Origin of the sequence: Leeuwenhoekiella palythoae (assembly GCF_900130045.1) — a bacterium.
Lineage (GTDB): Bacteria > Bacteroidota > Bacteroidia > Flavobacteriales > Flavobacteriaceae > Leeuwenhoekiella > Leeuwenhoekiella palythoae.
Window position 1 is genome coordinate 383,615 of record NZ_FQXT01000001.1, and the last position, 21,961, is coordinate 405,575.

Genomic DNA, 21,961 nt, shown 5'->3' on the forward strand with positions numbered 1-21,961 from the left:
AATATATATTATGCTTTTACTTCAAGAAGAAACACGCAATTCAGATTTAACCTTTTTAGGTTTTGACCTATATAAATTAATCGAAAAGCTTCAAAGCTGGGGTGAAAGCATAATATTAAAGTTGCCTAATTTCTTAGTCGCCGTATTGGTATTCATTATATTTTGGTACGTCGCAAAATATGTTTCAAAATTTGTGCGCAATATTTTGATGCGCAGTGTGAGTCAAGATTCGATTAAAACAATGGCGGGGCAAACTGCTTTTGCCATTACTGTACTCATTGGCTTTTTTATTGCTCTAGGCGTAATGGATCTTGATAAAGTACTTACCTCTGTTCTTGCAGGTGCCGGAGTTGTTGGGCTGGCAATTGGTTTAGCCCTTCAAGGAACATTAAATAACACCTTTAGCGGAGTTATTTTAAGTTTTATGCCTAAGCTTCAACTGGGAGACTGGGTTGAATCTAATGACTATGCGGGTGTTGTTGAAGAAATTACCCTGCGGAATGTTACCTTAAAACAATCTGATAACAATTATGTAATCATTCCAAACTCTAGTATTGTAGATTCTCCTTTTAAAAACTGGAGCCAAACTACACGCTCCAGAGTGTTTATAAATTGTGGTGTAGGCTATGAAAGTGACTTGGAAGCAGTAAAAAAACTTACCCTAGAAACACTTACTAAGGAGTTTGAACAACAATCTCCTGAAGAAATTGAGTTTTACTACGAAGGTTTTGGTGATAGCTCAATAAACTTTGTTGCACGTTTTTGGGCGCCGGTTACGAAGCGCAGAGATATGCTCATCGCTCAAGACCGCGCGATCATTGCGATCAAGAAAGCATTTGATGCTAATGATATCAATATTCCATTCCCAATTCGCACATTGGATTTTGGTAAAAATAAATTCAGATCAGAAACTATTACTATTGCCAATTCTAACGGATCTGATTCTGCTGAAGCCTAAGCACCAATGAGAACCTTCCTATTTTTCAGCTTAAGTTTATTATTGCTTTGCAGTTGCCAGGATTATGGCAAACTGGAAAAGAAGGGAGACTTAGATCGAAGCTTAGCTGAAATTTCCGGACTTGCGGTATTCTCCAATGATTCTTTGATCTATACCGCGACAGATCACGGTAATCCAAATTCTATTTATGGTTTAAATCCATCCGGGAATATTATCCGTGAGATTACAATTAGCAATGCGCCTAATGAAGACTGGGAAGATTTAACTAAGGACTCTAACGGCACACTATATATTTCTGATACCGGAAATAATGAAAATGACCGCGAAGATCAGTTTATTTACATCATTCCAAACTTTGCCAATCTAGCGCAACAACGTGAATCGCTAAAAGCTCAAAAAATAACCTTTACCCTTTCCGATCAGGAAAATTATCCACCTAGTTTAAAAAACCTGAATTTTGATATTGAAGCGCTGATTTATAAGGATGAATACCTCTATATGTTTACGCGCAACCGCAGCCGTAATTTTGATGGAATTACAAAAGTCTACAAATTACCTGCACTCCCGGGCACTTTCGAAGCAGAATTGATCGATGAGTATTACGTCTGTGATGATTTAAATACGTGCGCTATTACTGGTGCAGATATTTCTGCAGATGGAAGCAAAATCGCGCTTCTTACTACCAACAAAGTTTTGATTCTTTCTGATTTTGATGGTGAGCGCTTTTTCTCCGGAAACATTAAAACCTATGATCTAGGCTACAATTCTCAAAAAGAAGGGGTTTCCTTTAAAAATGATTCTACCTTATATCTTGTTGATGAACGCCGCGCACAAACCGGCGGCAATTTTTATGAATTCTCGCTAGATTAACACCCTACTAAAATATCTAAGCAACATTCTGTTAAAGGATGCGTTTATAGTATTTTTAAGCTTTACCAATGTTTAAATTATGCTTGAAGAACGCCTTTCTCAACTAGAAGCAGAAAATCTAAAGCTCAAAGAACAGCTAGACCGACAAGAAAATAAAAAGAAAAACCGCCGCAAACTCGGTTGGAATTTTCTTAAACGTTCGTCTGGAATGATTTTAGGAGCGCAACTCAAAAAAAGTATTGAGAAGTTTCTTGATGAGATTGCAGAGCAGCAACGGGTTTCGCGCGAAACGCTTTCAGATTTATTGAGTAGTATAATTATACGTCTAACACGCGTAGGATTTTTGTTGATTCTCACAGCCATCCTCCCTTCTATCCTACTCATTTTTCAAACATATTATTTAGGAAAACAAAATACCTTGATTACCGGTCAAAGCGAAATGTTTAAACAACAAAATAAGCGCTTAGATCAACAAACCTATTTGCAGGAAGCAGACCGACGCGGTCAAACGTTACTTATTATGGATAATATGCTGAAGGAAATTAACACGGATGTTTCCCGAAGTAGTGCGAATGCCATTGATGACGCCACTGCAGGCCGACTGATTTCTTTAAGCAAGATGCTGAAACCTTATAAATATTTAGAAAACGACAGTTTGATCGCGCGTGTTACCAGTCCGGAGCGTGGGTATTTGTTGGTTTCGTTATTAGAAACCGGCATCAATCTCAATACGAGCACCCGCTCTCGGTCTAACGGAAGACTTATTGAGCGTCTAGATTTTACTTACGCAGAATTGCGCAACCTCTCATTAAAAGGTGCTGATTTGATCCAAATCGATCTAGCAAATGCTGACTTGAGAAATTCGAGCTTTAACGGTACTGATTTTGAAAAAGCAAACCTGCAAAATGCGTGGTTACACGAGACCAATCTTACCTATGCAAGTTTTAAAGAAGCTAATCTTGAGCAAGCGATTTTACAAAATGCTATTCTAGATTATGCAAACCTGCAAAACGCAAATCTTTCTTCGGCAGATTTGCGCAATGTAAGCTTATTGAAAACAAAAGTCTTGGCTGCAGACCTTACTAACGCCAGAGTGAATGAAACCTTTGAGCGCGATGCAACGCAACAACTCAATAAAGATCAAAGTGAATGGTTATTTTCAAACTTTGAAGTTGTCGAGATTGATGACGATCATTATCAATTGCTACCCATTGATAACTAGCAGTTTATTGAACTTAGGTTTGCTCTAAATCATTTACTTTTTCTTCCATTTAAGTTGAAATAGATCTTTTCTTCGGTCTACTAAATTGTGAACGCTTCCAAACTGGTTCAACTCTTTCAATAGATCAAGATCCACATCAGCAACAAGGATCATCTCAGCATTAGGTGTAGCTTCGGCCTTTACTCCATTTGTTGGAAACTGAAAATCGCAAGGCGTCAGCACCATACTTTGCGCAAACTGCATATCCATATTATGCACCTTCGGAATGTTACCCACGCTCCCGGCGATCGCCACGTAACACTCATTTTCAATAGCACGCGCCTGAGCACAATGCCGCACGCGGCTATATCCATTTTGCGTATCGGTCAAGAAAGGCACAAAAAGAATATCCATCCCTTCATCGGCTAGCAGACGCCCCAATTCAGGGAATTCTACGTCATAGCAGATTAAAATCCCAATCTTACCACAATCGGTATTAAAAGTTTTGAGTTTTTCGCCACCACTCATTCCCCAAGCTTTAGCTTCATCAGGAGTTACGTGCAGCTTGTAAAACTTTTCGATCGTACCGTCACGTTTACATAAAAAGCCCACGTTATAGAGCGTTCCATCTTCCATATACGGCATACTACCGGTAATGATGTTGATGTTATAACTAACGGAAAGTTCGCTGAAACGATCCCTGATACGCTCAGTATACTTTGCTAATTCTCGTATGGCTTCCGGCTCAGAAAGATGATTATACGCAGCCATAAGTGGTGCGTTAAAAAACTCAGGAAACAGTGCAAAATCTGATCGATACCCGGAAATGGTATCGATAAAATATTCCGCCTGCTCAAAAAGTTCTTCAAAATTCTTATAGGTACGCATTTGCCATTGCACCAGGCCTAAACGCACCACCGTTTTGATCGCATTTGGCTTTTTTGCCGGCTTTTGATAGTAGATATTATCCCACTCTAAGAGCGCTGCATATTCTTTGGACTGCTTATCTCCTTCCAGGTAATTGGTGATGATACGCTTAACGTGAAAATCATTACTCAATTGAAAATCAAGTACAGGATCATTGATCTCTCTACTGCGCACTTTCTCTATGTATGCCTTCGGACTTAAGTCTTTTGCGTATTGATGATAGTTAGGCAATCTTCCGCCAAAAACAATACGCTCTAGATTGAGGTTTTCACATAATTCTTTTCGGTAATCATAAAGGCGGCGACCAATGCGCATGCCGCGGTATTTGTGCGAAATAAAAATATCTATACCATACAGCACATTTCCCTTTGGGGTATGGGTGCTAAAACTTTCATTCCCGGTGATCTGCATATAGGTATGCGCATCAGAAAACTTGTCATAGTCTACGATGATCGAAAGCGCGCACCCTGCAATCTCCCCATTCACCTTCACGACCACCTGACCTTCCGGAAAAATAGAAACCAGTTTTTGCAAGTCTTTTTTCTTCCAATACGGGTCTGGGATATTTGGGTACACCGCGATCATAATCTCTTTAAGCTCCTCAAAATCTTTGACTTTGAGGTACTCTAAATTAATGGTGTCTATGCGCTCGCGTTTTTCCGAACTCTCCATATTATCAATATTGTCTATCTCTTTCATATTCGTTAAGCCTTACGGCGAAATTATTTCTTAAAAATTAAAACCAAATCCGAAGGAAACACGGTAGCCCTCGCTAGATTTGAATAAATTAAAGGTTCCGCTAAGCGCATCTGCACTATTTACCCAAAACCCAATTCCGTAGCTATCATGCCATTTTTCTGAATCTTGATCTACATCAGACCATACTCTACCAATATCATAACCTCCAAAAACACCAATCTGCAGTGGTAAGAATCCGGTTTTAAAAGTATCAAACGCATACCGTACATCACCGGTCGCCGAAAATGCGCTGTTCCCCGTAAAGCGGTCAAAACGATAACCTCGCAAGCCACTAGATTGACCCAAAGTAGCCGCCTGATAAAACTCGGTATCGTCCCCAAATCTAAATTGCCCACGTGCAAGCGTCTTAAGCACTAGTTTACGGTTTGCACTTATGGCGTTATAAAATCCCATACTCGGGTTAAGGTACGCAAAGCGGTTACCGCTATCACTCAAACTATTAGTAAAACCACCATTGAGAATAAAGTCCATTCCACGTGTTGGTGCTAATGCATTATCTGCACTGTGGTATTCATAAGTGGCATCAACCGTACCAAAATATTTGCGCTCTTCTTGCTCAATAATGTCCACAAAATCTATGTATCTCAACGCGTTGTCTGCTACTCGAATACCTTCAAAAAGGGCTTGTATTGAAAAAGTGCTACCATAATCTGAATTTCTAAGAAGCCCCACAGAAGCTTCCATTCTGCTTAAACGCACCCGATTAAAATTCATTCCTAACGCATCATCATTATTCACCGACTCATTGCCATATCCAAAAAAGTTTCGGGCGTAATTAGGTGTGGTATAGCGTGCTCCCAGCGTTAAATTCCAATCGTTCATAATACCTGCAAACTCGCCGTTATACGTAAAATCTAATCCACTTGTTGCAAAAAAGTATAACATTTTAAAACGGTGCTGTTGTGAGAAGGGATTCTGTCTAAAACCTTGCACGGTATAAACATCAGTTAAACCAAGACTCACCCCATTATCAGGATTGTATCCAAACGCCGGAGTCAAACCGTTGGTACGTAAAATTTGCTTTTGATAGTCGTACGTATTGTAATCGTAAACATCAGTCAGTCTAAAGTTTGCCCCACCGCGCGCTTCGATCGTGTTGGGTAAACTTTCGTGGTCATACACCTTGATCTTTCGGCCGTTGTTAATACGATAAACATCGTTGTTTTGCCCACCAATGATACGCAGAAAAATAGGATTTCTTCCCGCTCCATTTACTTCAAAAACGTCATCGTCATCAAGACCATAAATCCATAATTGTTTCGTTTCATTTGATGCATATGTGCGATCGTGCATCAAGTCTGCCTTCTCTCCTTTTTTGATTCTCCAGACCTGTACACGGGTAGCATCGTCTGCTCTGGTGATCTCAAAATAGTCATCTTTATCTGTCCCCACGACCATTTGAAGCTCTACTAAATAATCATAAAAAGATTCTGCAATAGCGACAAGATTATCACGACGCCCCTTTAGATTCTTCTTAATCTCGTCTATTGACTCACCGCTTCTTACTTCTGGCGGAAGATCTCTAAAAGCTTCTTCAATCACTTCATCTGTAACATGGTCTTTTATAAACTGTGCTTCTTTATGCCAAACCGCTCTTCCCGAGCGTTGTGCCAAAGCACGGTCTAGTTTTATACCGGCATTGTTAAACCACTTCATATCATCCAGATTTTCATCATAAACCTGAAACTGTCGCGCCATCCCAAATAAGGTACGGGCAATATCTAGGATGGCTCCATCAAAATTGGTAAATACTTGATCCCGATCTCTGGGAATGGGCACAAAAATATCTTTACCGTTTTGATCTTTATACTCTGCCCAGCGCCATTGGTCGTTGTGGCGATCCCAATCTCCCACAAGCATATCAAACATACGGGCACGTATATAAGCTTGCTCGTCCACAATATTCTCCTCGTCACTACGCAATTTATCTAGAATATCATCTGTACTTTCTATATCATCGGGGTAAGAGAACGTGGCTCCGCTATATTCTTTAGCCGGCCGCTCAACGATCATATACAATTGATCGCCATAATCTTCATTATATTTTTCTAATGCGGGCTGTTTAGGCACATAGTACAATTTTGGTGTGGTGTGCAGTACCTGCGCAGCTTCACTCAGTCTTGGGATTGCAAAAGCTCCATACGGGTGCGCTGAAGTATAAAAATCCTGAATCAACGATTCTGGCAAGGTGTTGTCAAGATCTTCTTCTACGTCAGCATTTTCTTTGAGAATAACCTTCTGTAGAAATTGCACAGCGCTTTTACGCAAGGCGCGCATATTGTATTCTCTTCCGCTTTTATCCTTTAACCGAAGCGAAACCGTCTGATGTCCGCCTCCGGGTCGTACGACTTCCAGTCCGCCATAGAGCGTGTCTAAAAGAGCTACGGGCGCGGTGACCTGCTTGCCGTAGACTTCGCGATAATGCTCTCCCCAAACACTCTCAAAAAGCTCAGAACGCTCAGTCTCTTCAATAGAATACACCGAAGTTTTTATCGTCTGCGGAAAGCTGGTGGACAGCCTAGAATAATCTGATATAGGATCTGGAGGAAAAACTTCTTTCTGAAAAAACAAAACCGGCTCGCCGTTTTCTTGATCGGTACCATAGTATTGTACCCACGCCGAACCATCTTCAAAAATATCAAGTTTAGCAAAACCTTCATAATCTGAGCTGAAGAGTCCGTCATTACCCAAATAAGCGTACGAAGATTTTGAACCGGAGCCTGAAACCACCTGTCGTACTTCATCGTGTTCTATGTACTGCAAACCGTGCTCATGCCCCGAAACAAAAATGGTTTTATTGTGCGTCTGCGCCAATACGCGTAAACGCTTCATCAACTCATTGTATTTCTCATTAAAACGGTCTTGCTTTGATACTCCACCTTGAGTACGAATTTGCGTCACGAGCGAAGCCAGTATAGGCAAGGGAATTTTCTGCTGCGATGGATATAAGTGCTTATCAAGGGCAAATTTCCCCCCGTGCACACCATTAGTAAACATAGGGTGATGCATCGCAATCACCAGTGTTTTGTGCTGATTCTTTTTAATCTCACCTTCCAGCTCAATAAAAAATTTCTCGCGGTCTTTAATATTGTCGCAATTGTCATTGATTTTAGGACTTTTATCCCAATCCTCTAAGTACCATTGCGTATCAATAAGCAACATATGCACGGTCTCGTTGATGTCGTAACTCACCAATGGACAACCATCTTTAGGCAAGAAAATATCATCTAGGCCGGTAATTTTCTTGAGATACTCCTCTTGGCGGTTCAGCCCGTGTAAATGATTGTTGTACCAGTCGTGATTTCCGGGGATAAAAATGGGCGTTCCCGTATATTCTGAAAAGGTTTCTACCTGTGCGTCCAGTCTGTGCTGCGCTAAGGCGCGCTCTTCATCGCCTTCGGGAGGCATTCCTACCGGATAAATATTATCGCCCAAAAAAATAGCAAATGACGAATCGTCATTTGCTTTGTCTAAAAATTTCTTAAATAATTTGATTCCTTCTGTGCTTTCACCCATTTCAGAATTCCCTGCATCGCCCAGCAAATAAAAGGTACGATCTATCTTTTTTGAAGTGGGGTAAATGCCTTGTTCTACACCGTCTTTGTATCTAGAAGTATAGGTGGCACAAGCCGAAAAAAGTAAGAGTATGACAAGTGTTAGAAGTATGTTATTTTTTATCATGCAAATTATTTTGGAAATTCTTTTTCGTATTTTCCCTTACTTTAACCAAGATACTCTATGGCTGAAACAGCAGAAAAACCGATAAAATCTTTTTCGAAAGCAGATCAATTTGTTTTAGAACTTTTCAAGGAAAAACTTCCTAACAGCTATCTCTATCACAACTATAATCATACTGTGAGAGTTGTTAAAAGTACAAAGGAAATCATCGAAAATTCTCAAATTAATGTTAAACAGAAAGAGGCATTAATCCTTGCAGCGTGGATGCATGATACGGGTTATACGGTAACGCGTGATGGTCACGAAGAGGCTAGCATTGATATCGCTAAAGAGTATATGACCAAAGAAGGCGTAGATGCCGAAACCCAAAAACTAGTGGTTGAGCTCATCGCTTCAACTAAAATGGGTGTTGAGCCAAAAAACGAATTAGAGTGTATTTTAAAAGACGCTGATAATTCACATTTTGCAAAAGAGTACTACGCTCAAACCAGTGAATTCTTACGTCAAGAATTATTACTAACGGAAACCAAAAAATTTACTCCGGCAGAGTGGCGCGAAGAAAACATACAAATGTTCACGCACAAGCATAAGTTTTACACGGATTATGCTGCCCGCAACTGGAAAAATCAAAAAGACGAGAACCTGATTTCTCTTCTTAAGAAAGAAAAAAAGAAAAAGAAAAAATACCGTAAGGAAGAGGTTAAAGCCAAACTAAAAGCAAAATTTAAAGACGAAAGCCCTGATCGTGGCGTACAGACGCTTTATCGAACTACTTTGAGAAACCATATCAAACTGAGTGATATCGCAGATACGAAAGCCAACATTCTACTTTCAGTAAATGCAATTATTATTTCACTTGCTTTATCTAACATGATCCCAAAATTAGATGCGCCTAGTAATCGTCACTTGTTAATTCCTACGCTGATCCTTGTAGTTTTTAGTGTGGCTTCGATCATTATGTCTATTCTTTCTACCCGACCCAATGTTACTTCAGGAGAGTTTACAAGAGAACAAGTGAAGAAGAAACAAGTGAATATTTTATTCTTTGGGAATTTTCATAAAATGAAATACGACCAGTATCAGTGGGCGATCAACGAGATCATTTATGATAAGGATTATATTTATGAAGCGCTGACTAAAGATTTATACCTGTTAGGTGTTGTGCTGAATAAAAAGTACCTCTTACTGAGAAAAACCTACACCGTGTTTATGGTTGGGATAATCGTTTCAGTTATAAGTTTTATAATCGCATTCTGGTTGATCTAAACACTACAAAAACACTATAATCAAAAATGCTTCAGATAGCATATTAATTGATGTTACCAATAAAAAAAGCCCCAATTTGGGGCTTTTTAATGTTTATATTTTACTCGAATTAATCTAGAATCTCCATTAAATCCTCGTAGGTAATAGTTTCTTCCTCATTGGTACGGGGCAACTTAGAAGTATAAAGCACATTAACTCGGATTGCTTTTAAGCCTACAACACCTTGCACATCTTCTAGTTCAAGATATTCTACTTCAGTACCTAAATACTCTTTACGCTGCAGGTAATGAATGTAGCGTGTGTATTCTTCGGCATCAGCGTCTTGCGAGTAAATGATCGCAATTTTTCCTTTTTGGGTTATGCGCTCATCAGTACCTTTTACCAGTGCTTTGTCAATTCTCTTTTTAATAATTTCGTAGCGCGCATTATACGTACCATCCACATCAAATTTCTTTTCATCCATTCGGTATCTGATAGATAATGTAGTGCTAAAAACCAGAATAAGCGAAGCCGCATCAAGTTGCAATTCTGCACCTTCCTGTTTGTGATAGAAATGATTTTCCATCTCGCACATCGTGCATAATTGCCACAATCTTAAGTTGTATAAATAAACTTTATTGAACTTCTCTTTCGGAGTCATAGAAGCCCCGATATAAATATTATGATCAACGCCGTCTGTTTTATAGCGCTCAAAATAATGCGGAAAGATCTGCTGTGCTTCTTGCTGCTTTCGATCTAAAAAGGTTGCCAGATTTTGATTGATCAATTGCACCGTATCATCATAATTTTTACGATTTTCGTAAATGAGTCCGGTGTCTTTATTGATCGAAGCTTTATAGTTATCAATGGCTTTCTTAAGCTCAGGAATTTTGGTGTTCAAGTGACTTAACAAAGGATTTACCTCTTCTTGAAGCAATGCAAAAACCTCGCTTTCACTATTTGCGTTCAAGCGCTCAGTGATCTCAGCAGTAAACTCTTCTATTCTAAATTTTACCTGCTCGTAGATAGGCATTGGCGCCGTAGCAATAGCGAGGTCAAGAATATCGTAAACCATTTTCAGCTGAATTAAAATATCCTGCTGAATCGCTTTATTACGCTCTTCGCTACTCCCTACAATATCGATCTGACCGTACAGCGGATACACATCTTCGAAAGCTATATCTTTAAATGCAGCAAATTTGCCTTGATTTTGATTGGCTATAAAACGTCTTGCTTCTTCCTCAAAAACCCATAAAACACTCGGGTGAATACTGGTACATTCACTTTGAATTACCGCTTTAATTCGGTTTTCTAATTCAAACTTTTTACGCTCAACCGTAGAAACTATATACGGCATTACATCGTCAAGCTTGGTCGCGTTTAAGCTGTGTAAACTGTTGCGTTTAGAAGAAACGAGCTCCAATACCGCAAGCAATTCATTTCCGCGAGAAATAGGCGCCAGAATACAACTTTTGATTCCTTGTTCTTGAAGATTTTTAGCAAGCAAATTAGTTTTATGCTTAACCGCATATTCATCAACATCGGGAATCACAAAATACTTTTTGTCTTTTATAAGCGTGTCATAGGAACAATCGCACATGCTCTGACGGCAATCGGTTCGCATTTTATCGTTTAAGATAAAACTGTAACCAATGCCGTTATTCATTCGCATAAAACATTCTTCATCCTTATCAAATTCGGTAAAACCTACCTGTAAGTCTGGAATATTGAAGATTGAACTGAAAATACTTTGAAACTGCTGTACAGCATCTTTCTTAATATTTTTCTGTGCGAGCAACGTACTCTTTAGATCAGATATAGAATCATCAACTGTAACATCTGTCAGGTTAAGAATGGTAATCCCTTTTAAAATCCAGCTATTGGGAGGGAAATATTCTTTCCATAATTTAAAATCATTGCCGTTTTCAATCAGCTTATCCACAATTTCCGGAGTGATTTCTACCGCTTCTTCGGTAGGTTCACAAAACGTAAAATCAGCATTGATAGACGCTCTATACGTACGAATCACACCGTTTTTATCGGGAATTTCGTAAAATACAGGACGTTTAAAATCAATATCATAGTTGTAATAACTATTTAAAATAACCACACAACCTATGATATAATAGTATGCAGGATCAAGATTTCTGATGGAAAGATCAAAATCCTCACCTGCGTCCTTCATAATGGCAGCAAATCGTTTTGTAGGATTAAAAATCTTATTCATAAACGGCATTGTTGCCGCTTTGATCTCATTCTTAGTAAGCGCCGCAGGGAAAAGATTGTCTAAAAGCGTACTTAACACCTCCTCATATTCATCGATCTTATCAGTGTGCTCAATACCATTAATCAGTTCAGGATAGCTTTCGGCATAATCCAGAACCGCTTTGAGATAATCTTTAGTCACCTCATTTTGCGACTGCTGCATACGCACCTTAAACTCTTCAAGTAACTTAGAAAAGCTTAACTGCACCTGTAGTGGAAACTCCTGTAAATCTTCCATAGCCTGATTGTTTCTATTCAAAATACTAAAATTGTGGGGAACCCGTTAGAACCTATTGGTCTTTAACAAAGGTTTAAACTTACACGCAAGTAAGATCAAATATCAAGCCCTTTTTTGAAGAACTGCCATAACTTCTAATTTAAGCTTGGACAAAGCCCTTGAGGTATTGGTTAGAAACATATTTTCAATTCTGAGGCAGCCTCGGAGTATTAAACCTTTTGGCGGCGCCAATAAACCTTAAAATCCTGTATATTGCAGGCCTAATTTAACTCGTAAATAATGAATAAACTTTTTTTAGTAGTTGCAACCGCAATCGTACTTATATCGTGTGCTTCTGAAGGGAAGTTTAAGATTACCGGTACCACTCCTGACATCAATAACGGTACTAACGTTTTCCTGCAAAAAATAGATGCAAATAATCAGTTACAGAATGTAGATACCACAGTAATTAAAGAGGGAAAATTCAACTTTACCCCAGAGCCTGTAGCAGCTCCAGAAATGATGGTGCTTAGCTTTGAAGGTGCGCGTGGAAACGTGATTCTTATTGCTGAAAATGAAGAGATCACGGTTAAGGCTTACAAAGACAGTTTGTATACTTCTGAAGTAAAAGGCGGTTCTGAAAATGACTTTTTTAAGTTGTATTATGATGATGTTGTCGCTTCAAATAAAGAAAAACAAAAGCTTCAAGAAGAAGGAATGGCTGCAATGCAAAGTGGTGATACTTCTAAAGTGACGATCATTCGCAATGAATTTGACCAGATCAATGAAGCTGACACCCGCAGACGCCTTAAATTGATCGAAGAACATCCTGGAGAATTCGTAAGTGTGATCATTCTTTCAGATCTAGTAGGAACTCGCGCTATTGATTCCGGCGAAGCCGAAGCGCTTTTTGAAAGTCTTGATACTACCTTACAAGAAACCGAAAAAGGAAAAAAACTCAGCGAAATGATCGCGCAACTAAAGTCACAAGAAGCTGCTGCATCTCAGGCTGAAATAGGCAATAAAGCACCTGAGTTTAGCGCGCCAACACCTGACGGCGGTGATCTTGCTCTTAAAGATGCGATGGGAAAATACACGATCATTGATTTCTGGGCGAGCTGGTGCAAACCTTGCCGTCAAGAAAATCCAAATGTGGTTTCGGTTTACAACACCTATCACGAAAAAGGATTAAATATCATTAGTGTTTCTCTAGATCGCGCCTCTGCAAAAGACAAATGGCTTGCGGCTATTGAAAATGATAAGATGGACTGGTATCACGTTTCTAATCTAATGGAATGGCAAGATCCAGTGGCTCGTAAATATGGAGTAACAGCTATACCTGCAACCTATCTTTTAGATGAAAATGGGGTGATCATCGACAAGAATTTACGCGGTGATGCTTTAGTTTCTAAAATGCAAGAATTATTAGGAGAAGGCTAATTCACACAACCTTCTAACAAGCATAAAAAAGCCTTAAACGCAATGTTTAAGGCTTTTCTTTTTTAAATATTTTGAGCTTTTAAATTACTTGATCTCAAAAGCCTGTACCTTATCATTATTATTCCCTACTAAAATATATGACTGTTCTTTAACCTTAATCGGTAGCAGTTGTTTGACATCACGATTAGCAAAGAATCCTGTGTCTTTTGAAGCTTTGGCTGTAAAATCGCCCTGACCATTCCCCAAAAGTAAAATTCCGGTGCCCGCATCTGCACGTGGCGTTTCAATTTCTGAAACAAATAAGTTTCCGGCGAGTAGCGCATCTAGGTTTCCATCTTGATTAAAATCTTCGATCACCATTGTATTTGTGGGCGCCAATTGTGCAAGTTCTGGCAGTTGATGCACTTTAAAGTCTCCTCCGGTATTCTCTAAATAAATAGAACTAAACGTATCAGCCTTGTAGTGTAAGGACCGTGCTAGATCTTTCTTTCCATAGACTTCATCAATCTCCAAAGAAGCAAAAATATTATATTGCTTGATTTCCTTTTTTAAGCTTGGTATTTGCTCTGAAGAACACGAAAATCCGCGTAACGGGAAATGCCCATCCCCATTGTAATAGCCCAAAACGATATCACCGCGACCGTTATCATCAAAATCATCATAATAGATGTCAAAAGGTTTTTCAATACTGGTTTGATACTTATAATTCTCACCTAGATTCCCGATAATGAAATCCTCATCTCCATCCTTGTCAAAATCCCCTTTTTCAATACTGAACCACCATCCCGAAGTATCTGCTAAAGATTCAAAATCTTGTTTTACAAGTTGGTTATTTTGATTCAGAAATACTGTGACCGGCATCCACTCGCCTACTACTAGAAGGTCGAGGTCGCCGTCTTGGTCAACGTCTGACCATACCGCATCTGTGACTAAACCTAGATCTTTAAATTCCGGCGCAATGGTTGTCGTTTGGTTGCTTAGCGTACCGGATTCATTAATCAATAACTGACTTGTCGCCGGCAAAGGATATTGATGCGGATTGATTCGTCCTGCTACAAAAAGATCAATATCGCCATCACCATCATAATCTGCCGGTAAAACTTTAGACCCGCTTTCAGGCCTCAGATCTGTAATCGCTGTTTTGACAAAGCCATTATTTTGATTATTTAAATACAAGCGATCCAGATAAAAATCAGCTTGAGCTTCTTCTTCATTACCACCACTTACCACATATAAATCCTGGAATCCGTCTGCATTGATATCAACGAAAACAGCATCGAGATCTTCGTGATTCGCATCGTTTGCCAATGCCGAACTAGCAAGTTTCATAAACGCTCCCTCTTTAGTTTGTATAAATAAAGAAGCTTCTACTCCTGCTGCGCCGCCAACAAAAAGATCTTCTAAGCCGTCGTTGTTAATGTCTCCTTTAACAAGCGCCGGACCAAATTGTGATAATTTATGCGGAAGTAATACCTGCTCTTTAAAATCATCATACTCATTTTCCGCTGTTTCTAGCTGCAACGGAAACTGAGCTGTAACTTCCTCAAAAATTTCAGTTTTCAAACCGAAAGTATAAAGATCCTGCGCTCCTTCTACAGCATCTTCAATAGAAAGCGTAAGTTCTTGATTGGCTTTAACATCCTTTAGACGCAGCTGTTTTCCGTTAGGCCAGGTAACCACAAGACTATCTACAAGCGCTTTTTCACCTAAACCAAAATGCGCCACTTGCTCGCTTGTAGAATAAATACCGCGCACATTGGTAAGCTCCTGCATTTGTGTTTCATCATCTATAAAAACAGAGACTCTGGCACCTAATGTCGCCAATTTATTTAAACCAATAGGTTTTACTCTAAGGTAGTTAGCCTTGATATTTTTTTCGGAATTATTTCTATACACAAAGGCTTCTGCGTTGATGTTATTAACGACTATATCTAAATCTCCATCATTATCTAAGTCAGCATAAGCTGCCCCATTTGAAAATGAAGGTTGATCAAGTCCCCAATCCTGTTGCGCTTCGGTGAATTTCAAGTTTCCTTGATTTTTAAAAGCGAAATTTTTTAAAGGCTGAGAAGGAATAAGCTTTACAACATCATCAATTTTTAGAATATCAAAAATAGACTCAATACCGCCACCATCAGGATGTTCTTGCACCCATTTAAAGGTAAGTTGGTTGATGTAATGTGCGACCTCTTTATCAGCATCAGTATTACGTATATCGCGTAGCAACCCATTAGTCACATAAGTATCTTTGAGTCCGTCATTATCAAAATCAGCAATAAGATTGGCCCAACTCCAGTCGGTTGCGGCCATCCCTGTGTATTGGCCAATATCGCTAAACGTACCGCTACCGTTATTCATTTGAAGGGTGTTGTACATATATTGATAGTGACCGCCGTCGTCAACGACTTTCCAGAAGGCTTTAGGGTTCATACCGCTCATATTTGACTTAAGGCGGTAATTATCCTGAGCAACCATATCTACCACAAAAAGATCTAACAAATTGTCGTTATTAAAATCAGCAACATCAACCCCCATACTGTAATACGGAATATGCTGAAACGCCTCTTCTGTTTTGTAAGTAAACGTGCCATCTTGATTGTTGATAAAGAAAAAATCTGGCGCTGCAAAATCATTGGCAATGTAGAGGTCTGTCCACCCATCGTTATTAAAATCGCTTGCAGACACTGCATTAGGAAAACCAGATTTGCTCACTCCTGCAGCTTCAGAAACTTCAGTAAACGAAGTTCCTTTATTATTTTTATACAGTTTAATGTGGAATTCTTTCTTAAGCAAATCAGTGCCTTTATAGTCAGAATAACTTCCGGGATTGGGTGGCTGGGTAAGCAAGAGTAAATCTAGAAAACCGTCTTTATCATAATCCAAAAATGTTGCGTGTCGTGTGCGCTGCTCATCTGCAACACCATATGCTTGCGCGCTTTCGGTAAATGTATTGTCTTGATTATTGATATAAAGCAAATTCGCTCTCAGCTCAGGCTTGTCATCATAAAGTTCGCGGCTAATATAAATATCTTGAAAACCATCGTTATTTACATCAGCGATCGTCACACCGGTAGACCAGCCTCCGTCAAAATCAATCCCTGCTTCTTCGGTTATTTTTTCAAATCTAAAATTGCCCTTATTGAGGTAAAGCTGGTTAGGAACTAAGTTGCCTACAAAAAACAAATCTTCGAGCCCATCATTATTGACGTCAATTATTCCTACCCCACCGCCGCCATAAAAATTGGCATAGATCAGAATATTGGCTGTCTGAGAATCATTCAGTGCGTTCACAAAATCAACCTGTGTGGTTGAAGCCGGTAATAAATCAAAAAGCTTAGTAGTTTGCGCTTGTATATTCTGAGCAAAAACTAGGGATACTATCAATGCTTTGGCAGCATTTAAAAAGGAAGGTTTCAGCATAATTATTTTTGATTTATAACATTCTAATTTATAAAAAAAGGAGGGCTAATGCCCTCCTTTAATTTGCTAAATATTAAATCTAAGGAGACTTAAAATCTTAGTTATTGTCCCACCATACGTTAGCAGTCCAAACATCGCCACCCATAGCAGCAGCTGCTGCTTCGTAATTCTCCGGGTTGTATGTTGACTCATCTGCAGGGTATATCTGACGTACAGGAATGGTTCCATTTGAGAAGTTTCCTACGTAATTTACAGGGGTTAATTCTGGATATGCAGATCTTCTCCAGTTTGACCAGGCTTCTGTAAAGTTGCCTAATAAACCGGTAGTTGCCCAATACTGCACGTTGATCATTTCTAATGCAGCTTCGGTAGAAGAAACATCAAGCGGATTAGCCGCAACATAAGCTGTAATATCAGCAGCTGCAATTTGCGAGCCTCCATATTTGTTGATAGCTGTCATTGCACCGCTTACACCATTTGCATAATACTCTGCCGCTGTACCACCTACATTATATCCTCTTAAAGCAGCCTCGGCTAGTAAAAGTTGTGTTTCTGCATACGTTAATACAAATACAGGCGCTTCTAAGTTACGATACATTCCTGTAGGTCTCGAGTAAGCTCCTATAGGTGCTTGATCATCACCTGTACCCGTTGGTCCTGGGTAATCAGGAGAATTAGAAATATCTGTTGCCCCACCGTTTAAGTCATATCCGTTAGGCATTCCTAACTGAATTGATGGATCTGAATCACCAGCTAAGCTTGCATTTTGATTCGCAGCTAAACCAGCTTCAGGAACTTCAGCAATTACTCCTAATCGTGGATCATCAGTAGAATTTAAATAATCAATCATCACATCAGACCAACGTACCTCGTAATAATCAGAAGCTGTTGCTAATGCAGCACTGTTACTGTTGTGAAAACCTGTTGAGTTATCTGTTAAAAGAATAGCCTCGTCAGCAGCAGAAGCAAATACACCTCCCGCAGCAGCAGTTTCAACGTAAGATTGTGCCAATGCAGCATCCACATTAACTAAACGCATAGCCATCTTAAGCATTAAAGAATATCCAAATTTTCTCCACTGGCTGATATCCCCGTTAAAGAAAATGTCATTGGTAGGGCTGTCTGCACTCGTATCTAAAGCACTTACGGCTGTATTCAATTCCTCTAATAATTGAGGATAAAGAGTCGCTTGATCATCATAAGAAGGTCTAGAAACACCATCCTCTAGTTGAAGCGCTTCAGAGTAAGGCACATCACCATACACATCAGACATAAATGCGATAGACTGTATCTTAACGATATCTGCAATATTTGCCAGGTTAGAATACCCTTGCTCAATTGCAAGTTTTTTCATCTGATACATTTCTGAAGCCACACGGTAGTTGTCTGACCAGATGTTTGTAGCATAACCCGGAGTACTTCCTGAGGCTACATATTTATCTGCATTCACATAATAGTTTGCGATGGTAGAGGTTGATGCCATCAACTGCACCCACATAGATTGAAAGAGAATAGGACCTCTATATCCCGTGGTACTGTTAGCGTAGTTGTATAACGCGTCTGGTAAAATAAGATTGGGATCAAAGATCTCACCCGAAGCTTTATCAGGGTCTGTATTAATATCCGTGAAGTCGTTATCACAAGATGCTAATCCCAGAACTACAACCGCGGCTATAAGTTTTATATACTTTTTCATTTTACTTTATTTTGAAATTAACATTAAGACCTAGAGATCGAGATGATGGTAAACTACCTCCTTCAATACCGATGAAGTTAATTGTAGAACCAAAACTACTTTCAGGATCTATATTCTCTGCCTTACGCCATAAGATCGCAAGGTTACGAGCAACTAGTGAAATATCAACTCCCTCAAAGAATTTCATATTTTCAAATAGGCTGTCAGGAAGCGAGTATCCTAGTGTTACTTGACGAAGTTTAATGAAGTCTCCATCTACAACACTCTTACTATTAATACGCTGAATTTCGGTTTGATAATAGGTTTGAGCATCTACGGTTACCCCGTTATTGGTTAATCCGCCTTCACGACCTACTAATGTTTCTTTGGTTAAACCATTAAAACGTGCATAGTATTCAGTTGCTGATAAAACCTTATTTCCATAGTTGAAATCAACTAAGAAAGACAAGTTGAAGTTTTTGTAAGAAAAATCGTTGTTTAAACCTCCGTAGAATTTAGGCAACACCTGGCCAAAAGACTTAAGCTCTCCACGTACCGGTAAACCATCTGAATCATACTGAATGCTTCCATCTTCATTATAAGCGTAGTCATACGCACGAATCTGTGGCCCAGCTTCTCCTACAACAAAGGCTGTTGTTGCAGCACCTACAACCGCACGGTTAGTTCCTAAAGTTATAGGGTTATTATCTGCATCTGTTTGTAATACTTCGTTTTTAATTGAAGTCATATTTAACGAGGTATTCCAAGTAAAGTTCTCTGTTCTTACCGGTGTACCTGTCAACAATACTTCTAAACCTTGGTTTCTGATAGATCCTGTTGCAACAACCCCAGAACTAAATCCTGTTGCCGCACTGTAATTTGCATTCTGAATCTCGTCGTGAGAAGTCTTGGTAAAATACGCAAGGTCAAGACCTAAACGGTTTCCGAAGAATTGTAAGTTTAAACCAACTTCAACTTCATCTGTTGTAAACGGCTTTAAGGTTAAGTTAGGTAAATCACTTGGGCTTGAACCTGTAGCCACACCGTTAATAGAGTTACCTGCAGTGTAGTAAAAACTTGTTTGGTAAGCAGAACCCGGTTCACCACTAGTAACCGCATAAGATGCTCTCAATTTACCAAAGCTTAACGCGTCTATATTCAAAATATCATCAAATACAAATGCACCGGTAACCGAAGGTGTAAAAATGCTGTTGTTATCCTCAGGTAATGTAGAATAAACATCATACCTACCTGTAGTCGTTAAGGTTAAGAAACGCTTATAACTAAAGTCAAAAGAGTAGTAAGCAGATTGCACTTCTTTTTCTTCGTAGTCATACGATCTACCAATATTCACCACGTTTAATGGAGAGTATAAATATGGGAAGATAAACGGACCACCGCTTACTCCTACAATTTCATATTTATTTCTTCGTAAAGTAGCACCCGCTAATGCGTCTACCTCAAAATCTTCGGTTAAATTGAAGTTCGCACCAAAAATACCATCAACGTTAAGCTCAGATCTGCTTGATTGCCCTTTTCCGCTTAAGTTACCATTAGAGTTCGCTTCAGATAAATAACCCAATCCGTAAGGATCTATACTGAAAAACTTATCGTTAGAAGTGTCATTACCTAAACGTAATAGACCATAAATTTTATCGGTAAAGCTATATTTGGTAGATAAGATCGAAATAAAGCGTTTACGTGAAGGATCATTAACTCCTTGATTTGTGATGAAATATGGGTTAGTTGCATAATTGTCATCACTAAAAATGATCTCTTGTCCATTTTCATCATAACCCGGCGCAAAAATAGTGTGATCTACGTTAGGCGCAAGCAGGATAAAGTTAGTTGGGTTTTTAGGACCATCACTTAAGAATGGTTGGTTATCGTAACGCTCATCAGTATAATTTACAGTTGCTGAAACATTCAACTTATCTGTGATGTTCTGATCGGCGGTAAGGTTTACAGTGATACGATCAAGCCCACTGTTAGGAACAATAGATTCTGAACTTAAATTAGATAACGAAAGTCTAAAAGCGCCATCACCTACTCCCTTAGATACCGAAAGCGTGTTTGTAAATGTAGTTCCTGTTTCATAAAAATCAATATAGCTGTTATCTGCTTTGCTATAGGAATATGTATTTCCATCATAACCTATTACATCACTTCCGTCTAAACGCGCACCCCAAGATCTACGATTAGTCGCTTGAGCGATAGCTGCAGTAGCCGGCTTCACACCGTTGATACCCTGACCGTATTCAGATTGAAAATTAGTCAAATCCATCGCTTGCTCCATAGTGAAGTTACTATTGAAGTTGATGTTGTAATCTCCTTTTTTAGCTTTTTTAGTAGTAATTAAAATTACCCCATTAGAAGCACGAGCACCATAAAGTGCTGATGCTGCCTGACCTTTTAATACGGTCATCTTCTCGATATCATCAGGGTTGATGTTACCAATACCATCACCGGCATCAGAGCCACCCCATTCTCCTGCAGATCCTCGCTGGGTGTTATCCATAGGTACACCATCAATTACAAATAAAGGAGAAGTTGAACCTCCTGCTGTACTCGCAACACCACGCAATAATATTTTTGCAGTACCACCTGGCCCACTATTGGTTTGCTTTACTACAAGACCAGATACTTTACCAGAAAGACCGTTAGCAACGTTAGTTTCACGAGCTTGAGTTAGACCTTCACCTCCAACTTCGGCTACTGAGTAACCCAGTTTGCGCTGTTCTTTACTAATACCTAAAGCAGTTACCACAACTTCACTAAGTTGCTGTGCATCTTCTTCCATCTGCATATTAATTACAGTTTGATTGCCTACCGTCACATCTTTAGAAAGAAATCCTAAAGATGAAAATGTAAGAACCGCATCAGAAGAAGAAACATCAATGGTGTAGTTACCATCAAAATCTGTTGAGGCACCATTAGTGGTACCCTTCTCAATCACATTGGCTCCAGGCAGGGGCATTCCGGTATTATCTGTTACCGTACCGGTAATGGTTTGTGCCACGACCCCTTGCATAAAGAGCAGTAAAACAAACCCAAGTATGTACTTTACCTTCACATTCATGTTTGTTGAATTTTGAGTTAATTAATTGTTATGAAAAACTTAATACAACTTAAAGGTGTTTATAAAAATGTGTTAAAAGAAACTATTTCGACGTACAACAGTTGTAAGTAGGTTAATAACAAATGAAACAGTATAAAATGAATCGTTTGGAGTATAAACAACATTATATATTCAGCAAACATCATCTTTAATAAGTACCAAAAACACACATTAAAACTCCATTTAAA

11 protein-coding genes are annotated in these 21,961 nt (G+C 39.2%); 5 read left to right on the plus strand and 6 right to left on the minus strand.

Annotated features, from left to right (window positions below):
• Positions 1–10 precede the first annotated feature (10 nt).
• From BUA96_RS01665 to BUA96_RS01675, 3 genes are all read left to right on the plus strand, one after another.
• Positions 11–958, plus strand: coding sequence for a mechanosensitive ion channel family protein (locus tag BUA96_RS01665; RefSeq protein WP_072979673.1), 948 nt, complete (start codon positions 11–13; stop codon positions 956–958).
• Positions 959–964: 6 nt separating this feature from the next.
• The gene (locus tag BUA96_RS01670; protein WP_072979675.1) at positions 965–1,828 is read left to right on the plus strand and encodes an SdiA-regulated domain-containing protein; all 864 of its coding nucleotides are present in this window, start codon (positions 965–967) and stop codon (positions 1,826–1,828) included.
• Positions 1,829–1,907: 79 nt separating this feature from the next.
• The gene (locus BUA96_RS01675) at positions 1,908–3,050 is read left to right on the plus strand and encodes a pentapeptide repeat-containing protein (protein WP_072979677.1); all 1,143 of its coding nucleotides are present in this window, start codon (positions 1,908–1,910) and stop codon (positions 3,048–3,050) included.
• A gap of 33 nt (positions 3,051–3,083) precedes the next feature.
• On the opposite strand, the gene BUA96_RS01680 is transcribed toward BUA96_RS01675, so the two are convergent.
• The gene (locus tag BUA96_RS01680; protein WP_084673018.1) at positions 3,084–4,655 is read right to left on the minus strand and encodes a bifunctional GNAT family N-acetyltransferase/carbon-nitrogen hydrolase family protein; all 1,572 of its coding nucleotides are present in this window, start codon (positions 4,653–4,655) and stop codon (positions 3,084–3,086) included.
• Between the two features lie 30 nt (positions 4,656–4,685).
• A complete protein-coding gene (locus BUA96_RS01685) occupies positions 4,686–8,396 on the minus strand; it encodes a metallophosphoesterase (protein ID WP_072979680.1) in 3,711 nt (1,236 codons plus the stop codon).
• A 57-nt stretch (positions 8,397–8,453) separates the two neighbouring features.
• Here BUA96_RS01685 and BUA96_RS01690 point away from each other — a divergent pair, with 57 nt between their 5' ends.
• Positions 8,454–9,659, plus strand: a complete 1,206-nt coding sequence (locus BUA96_RS01690; RefSeq protein ID WP_072979682.1) for a Pycsar system effector family protein — start codon at positions 8,454–8,456, stop codon at positions 9,657–9,659.
• Positions 9,660–9,768: 109 nt separating this feature from the next.
• On the opposite strand, the gene BUA96_RS01695 is transcribed toward BUA96_RS01690, so the two are convergent.
• Positions 9,769–12,141 carry a GAF domain-containing protein gene (locus tag BUA96_RS01695; RefSeq protein WP_072979684.1) on the minus strand — a complete coding sequence of 791 codons (2,373 nt, stop codon included), beginning with the start codon at positions 12,139–12,141 and terminating at the stop codon, positions 9,769–9,771.
• A 279-nt stretch (positions 12,142–12,420) separates the two neighbouring features.
• On the opposite strand from BUA96_RS01695, the gene BUA96_RS01700 reads away from it, so the two are divergent.
• A complete protein-coding gene (locus BUA96_RS01700) occupies positions 12,421–13,560 on the plus strand; it encodes a TlpA disulfide reductase family protein (RefSeq protein WP_072979686.1) in 1,140 nt (379 codons plus the stop codon).
• Between the two features lie 84 nt (positions 13,561–13,644).
• Here the strand turns inward: BUA96_RS01700 and BUA96_RS01705 are convergent, their stop codons facing one another.
• From BUA96_RS01705 to BUA96_RS01715, 3 genes are all read right to left on the minus strand, one after another.
• Positions 13,645–16,980, minus strand: coding sequence for a VCBS repeat-containing protein (locus BUA96_RS01705; RefSeq protein WP_072979688.1), 3,336 nt, complete (start codon positions 16,978–16,980; stop codon positions 13,645–13,647).
• Between the two features lie 97 nt (positions 16,981–17,077).
• Positions 17,078–18,676, minus strand: coding sequence for a SusD/RagB family nutrient-binding outer membrane lipoprotein (locus tag BUA96_RS01710; protein WP_072979690.1), 1,599 nt, complete (start codon positions 18,674–18,676; stop codon positions 17,078–17,080).
• A gap of 1 nt (position 18,677) precedes the next feature.
• Entirely contained in the window at positions 18,678–21,734 is a 3,057-nt protein-coding gene (locus BUA96_RS01715; protein WP_072979692.1) for a SusC/RagA family TonB-linked outer membrane protein, read from the minus strand.
• Positions 21,735–21,961: the final 227 nt, after the last annotated feature.

Bases quoted from the DNA above. Each gene is read 5' to 3' on its own strand.
- BUA96_RS01665 (WP_072979673.1), top strand. From the start codon at position 11: ATGCTTTTACTTCAAGAAGAAACACGCAATTCAGATTTAACCTTTTTA.
- BUA96_RS01670 (WP_072979675.1), top strand. From the start codon at position 965: ATGAGAACCTTCCTATTTTTCAGCTTAAGTTTATTATTGCTTTGCAGT.
- BUA96_RS01675 (WP_072979677.1), top strand. From the start codon at position 1,908: ATGCTTGAAGAACGCCTTTCTCAACTAGAAGCAGAAAATCTAAAGCTC.
- BUA96_RS01680 (WP_084673018.1), bottom strand. From the start codon at position 4,655: ATGAAAGAGATAGACAATATTGATAATATGGAGAGTTCGGAAAAACGC.
- BUA96_RS01685 (WP_072979680.1), bottom strand. From the start codon at position 8,396: ATGATAAAAAATAACATACTTCTAACACTTGTCATACTCTTACTTTTT.
- BUA96_RS01690 (WP_072979682.1), top strand. From the start codon at position 8,454: ATGGCTGAAACAGCAGAAAAACCGATAAAATCTTTTTCGAAAGCAGAT.
- BUA96_RS01695 (WP_072979684.1), bottom strand. From the start codon at position 12,141: ATGGAAGATTTACAGGAGTTTCCACTACAGGTGCAGTTAAGCTTTTCT.
- BUA96_RS01700 (WP_072979686.1), top strand. From the start codon at position 12,421: ATGAATAAACTTTTTTTAGTAGTTGCAACCGCAATCGTACTTATATCG.
- BUA96_RS01705 (WP_072979688.1), bottom strand. From the start codon at position 16,980: ATGCTGAAACCTTCCTTTTTAAATGCTGCCAAAGCATTGATAGTATCC.
- BUA96_RS01710 (WP_072979690.1), bottom strand. From the start codon at position 18,676: ATGAAAAAGTATATAAAACTTATAGCCGCGGTTGTAGTTCTGGGATTA.
- BUA96_RS01715 (WP_072979692.1), bottom strand. From the start codon at position 21,734: ATGAATGTGAAGGTAAAGTACATACTTGGGTTTGTTTTACTGCTCTTT.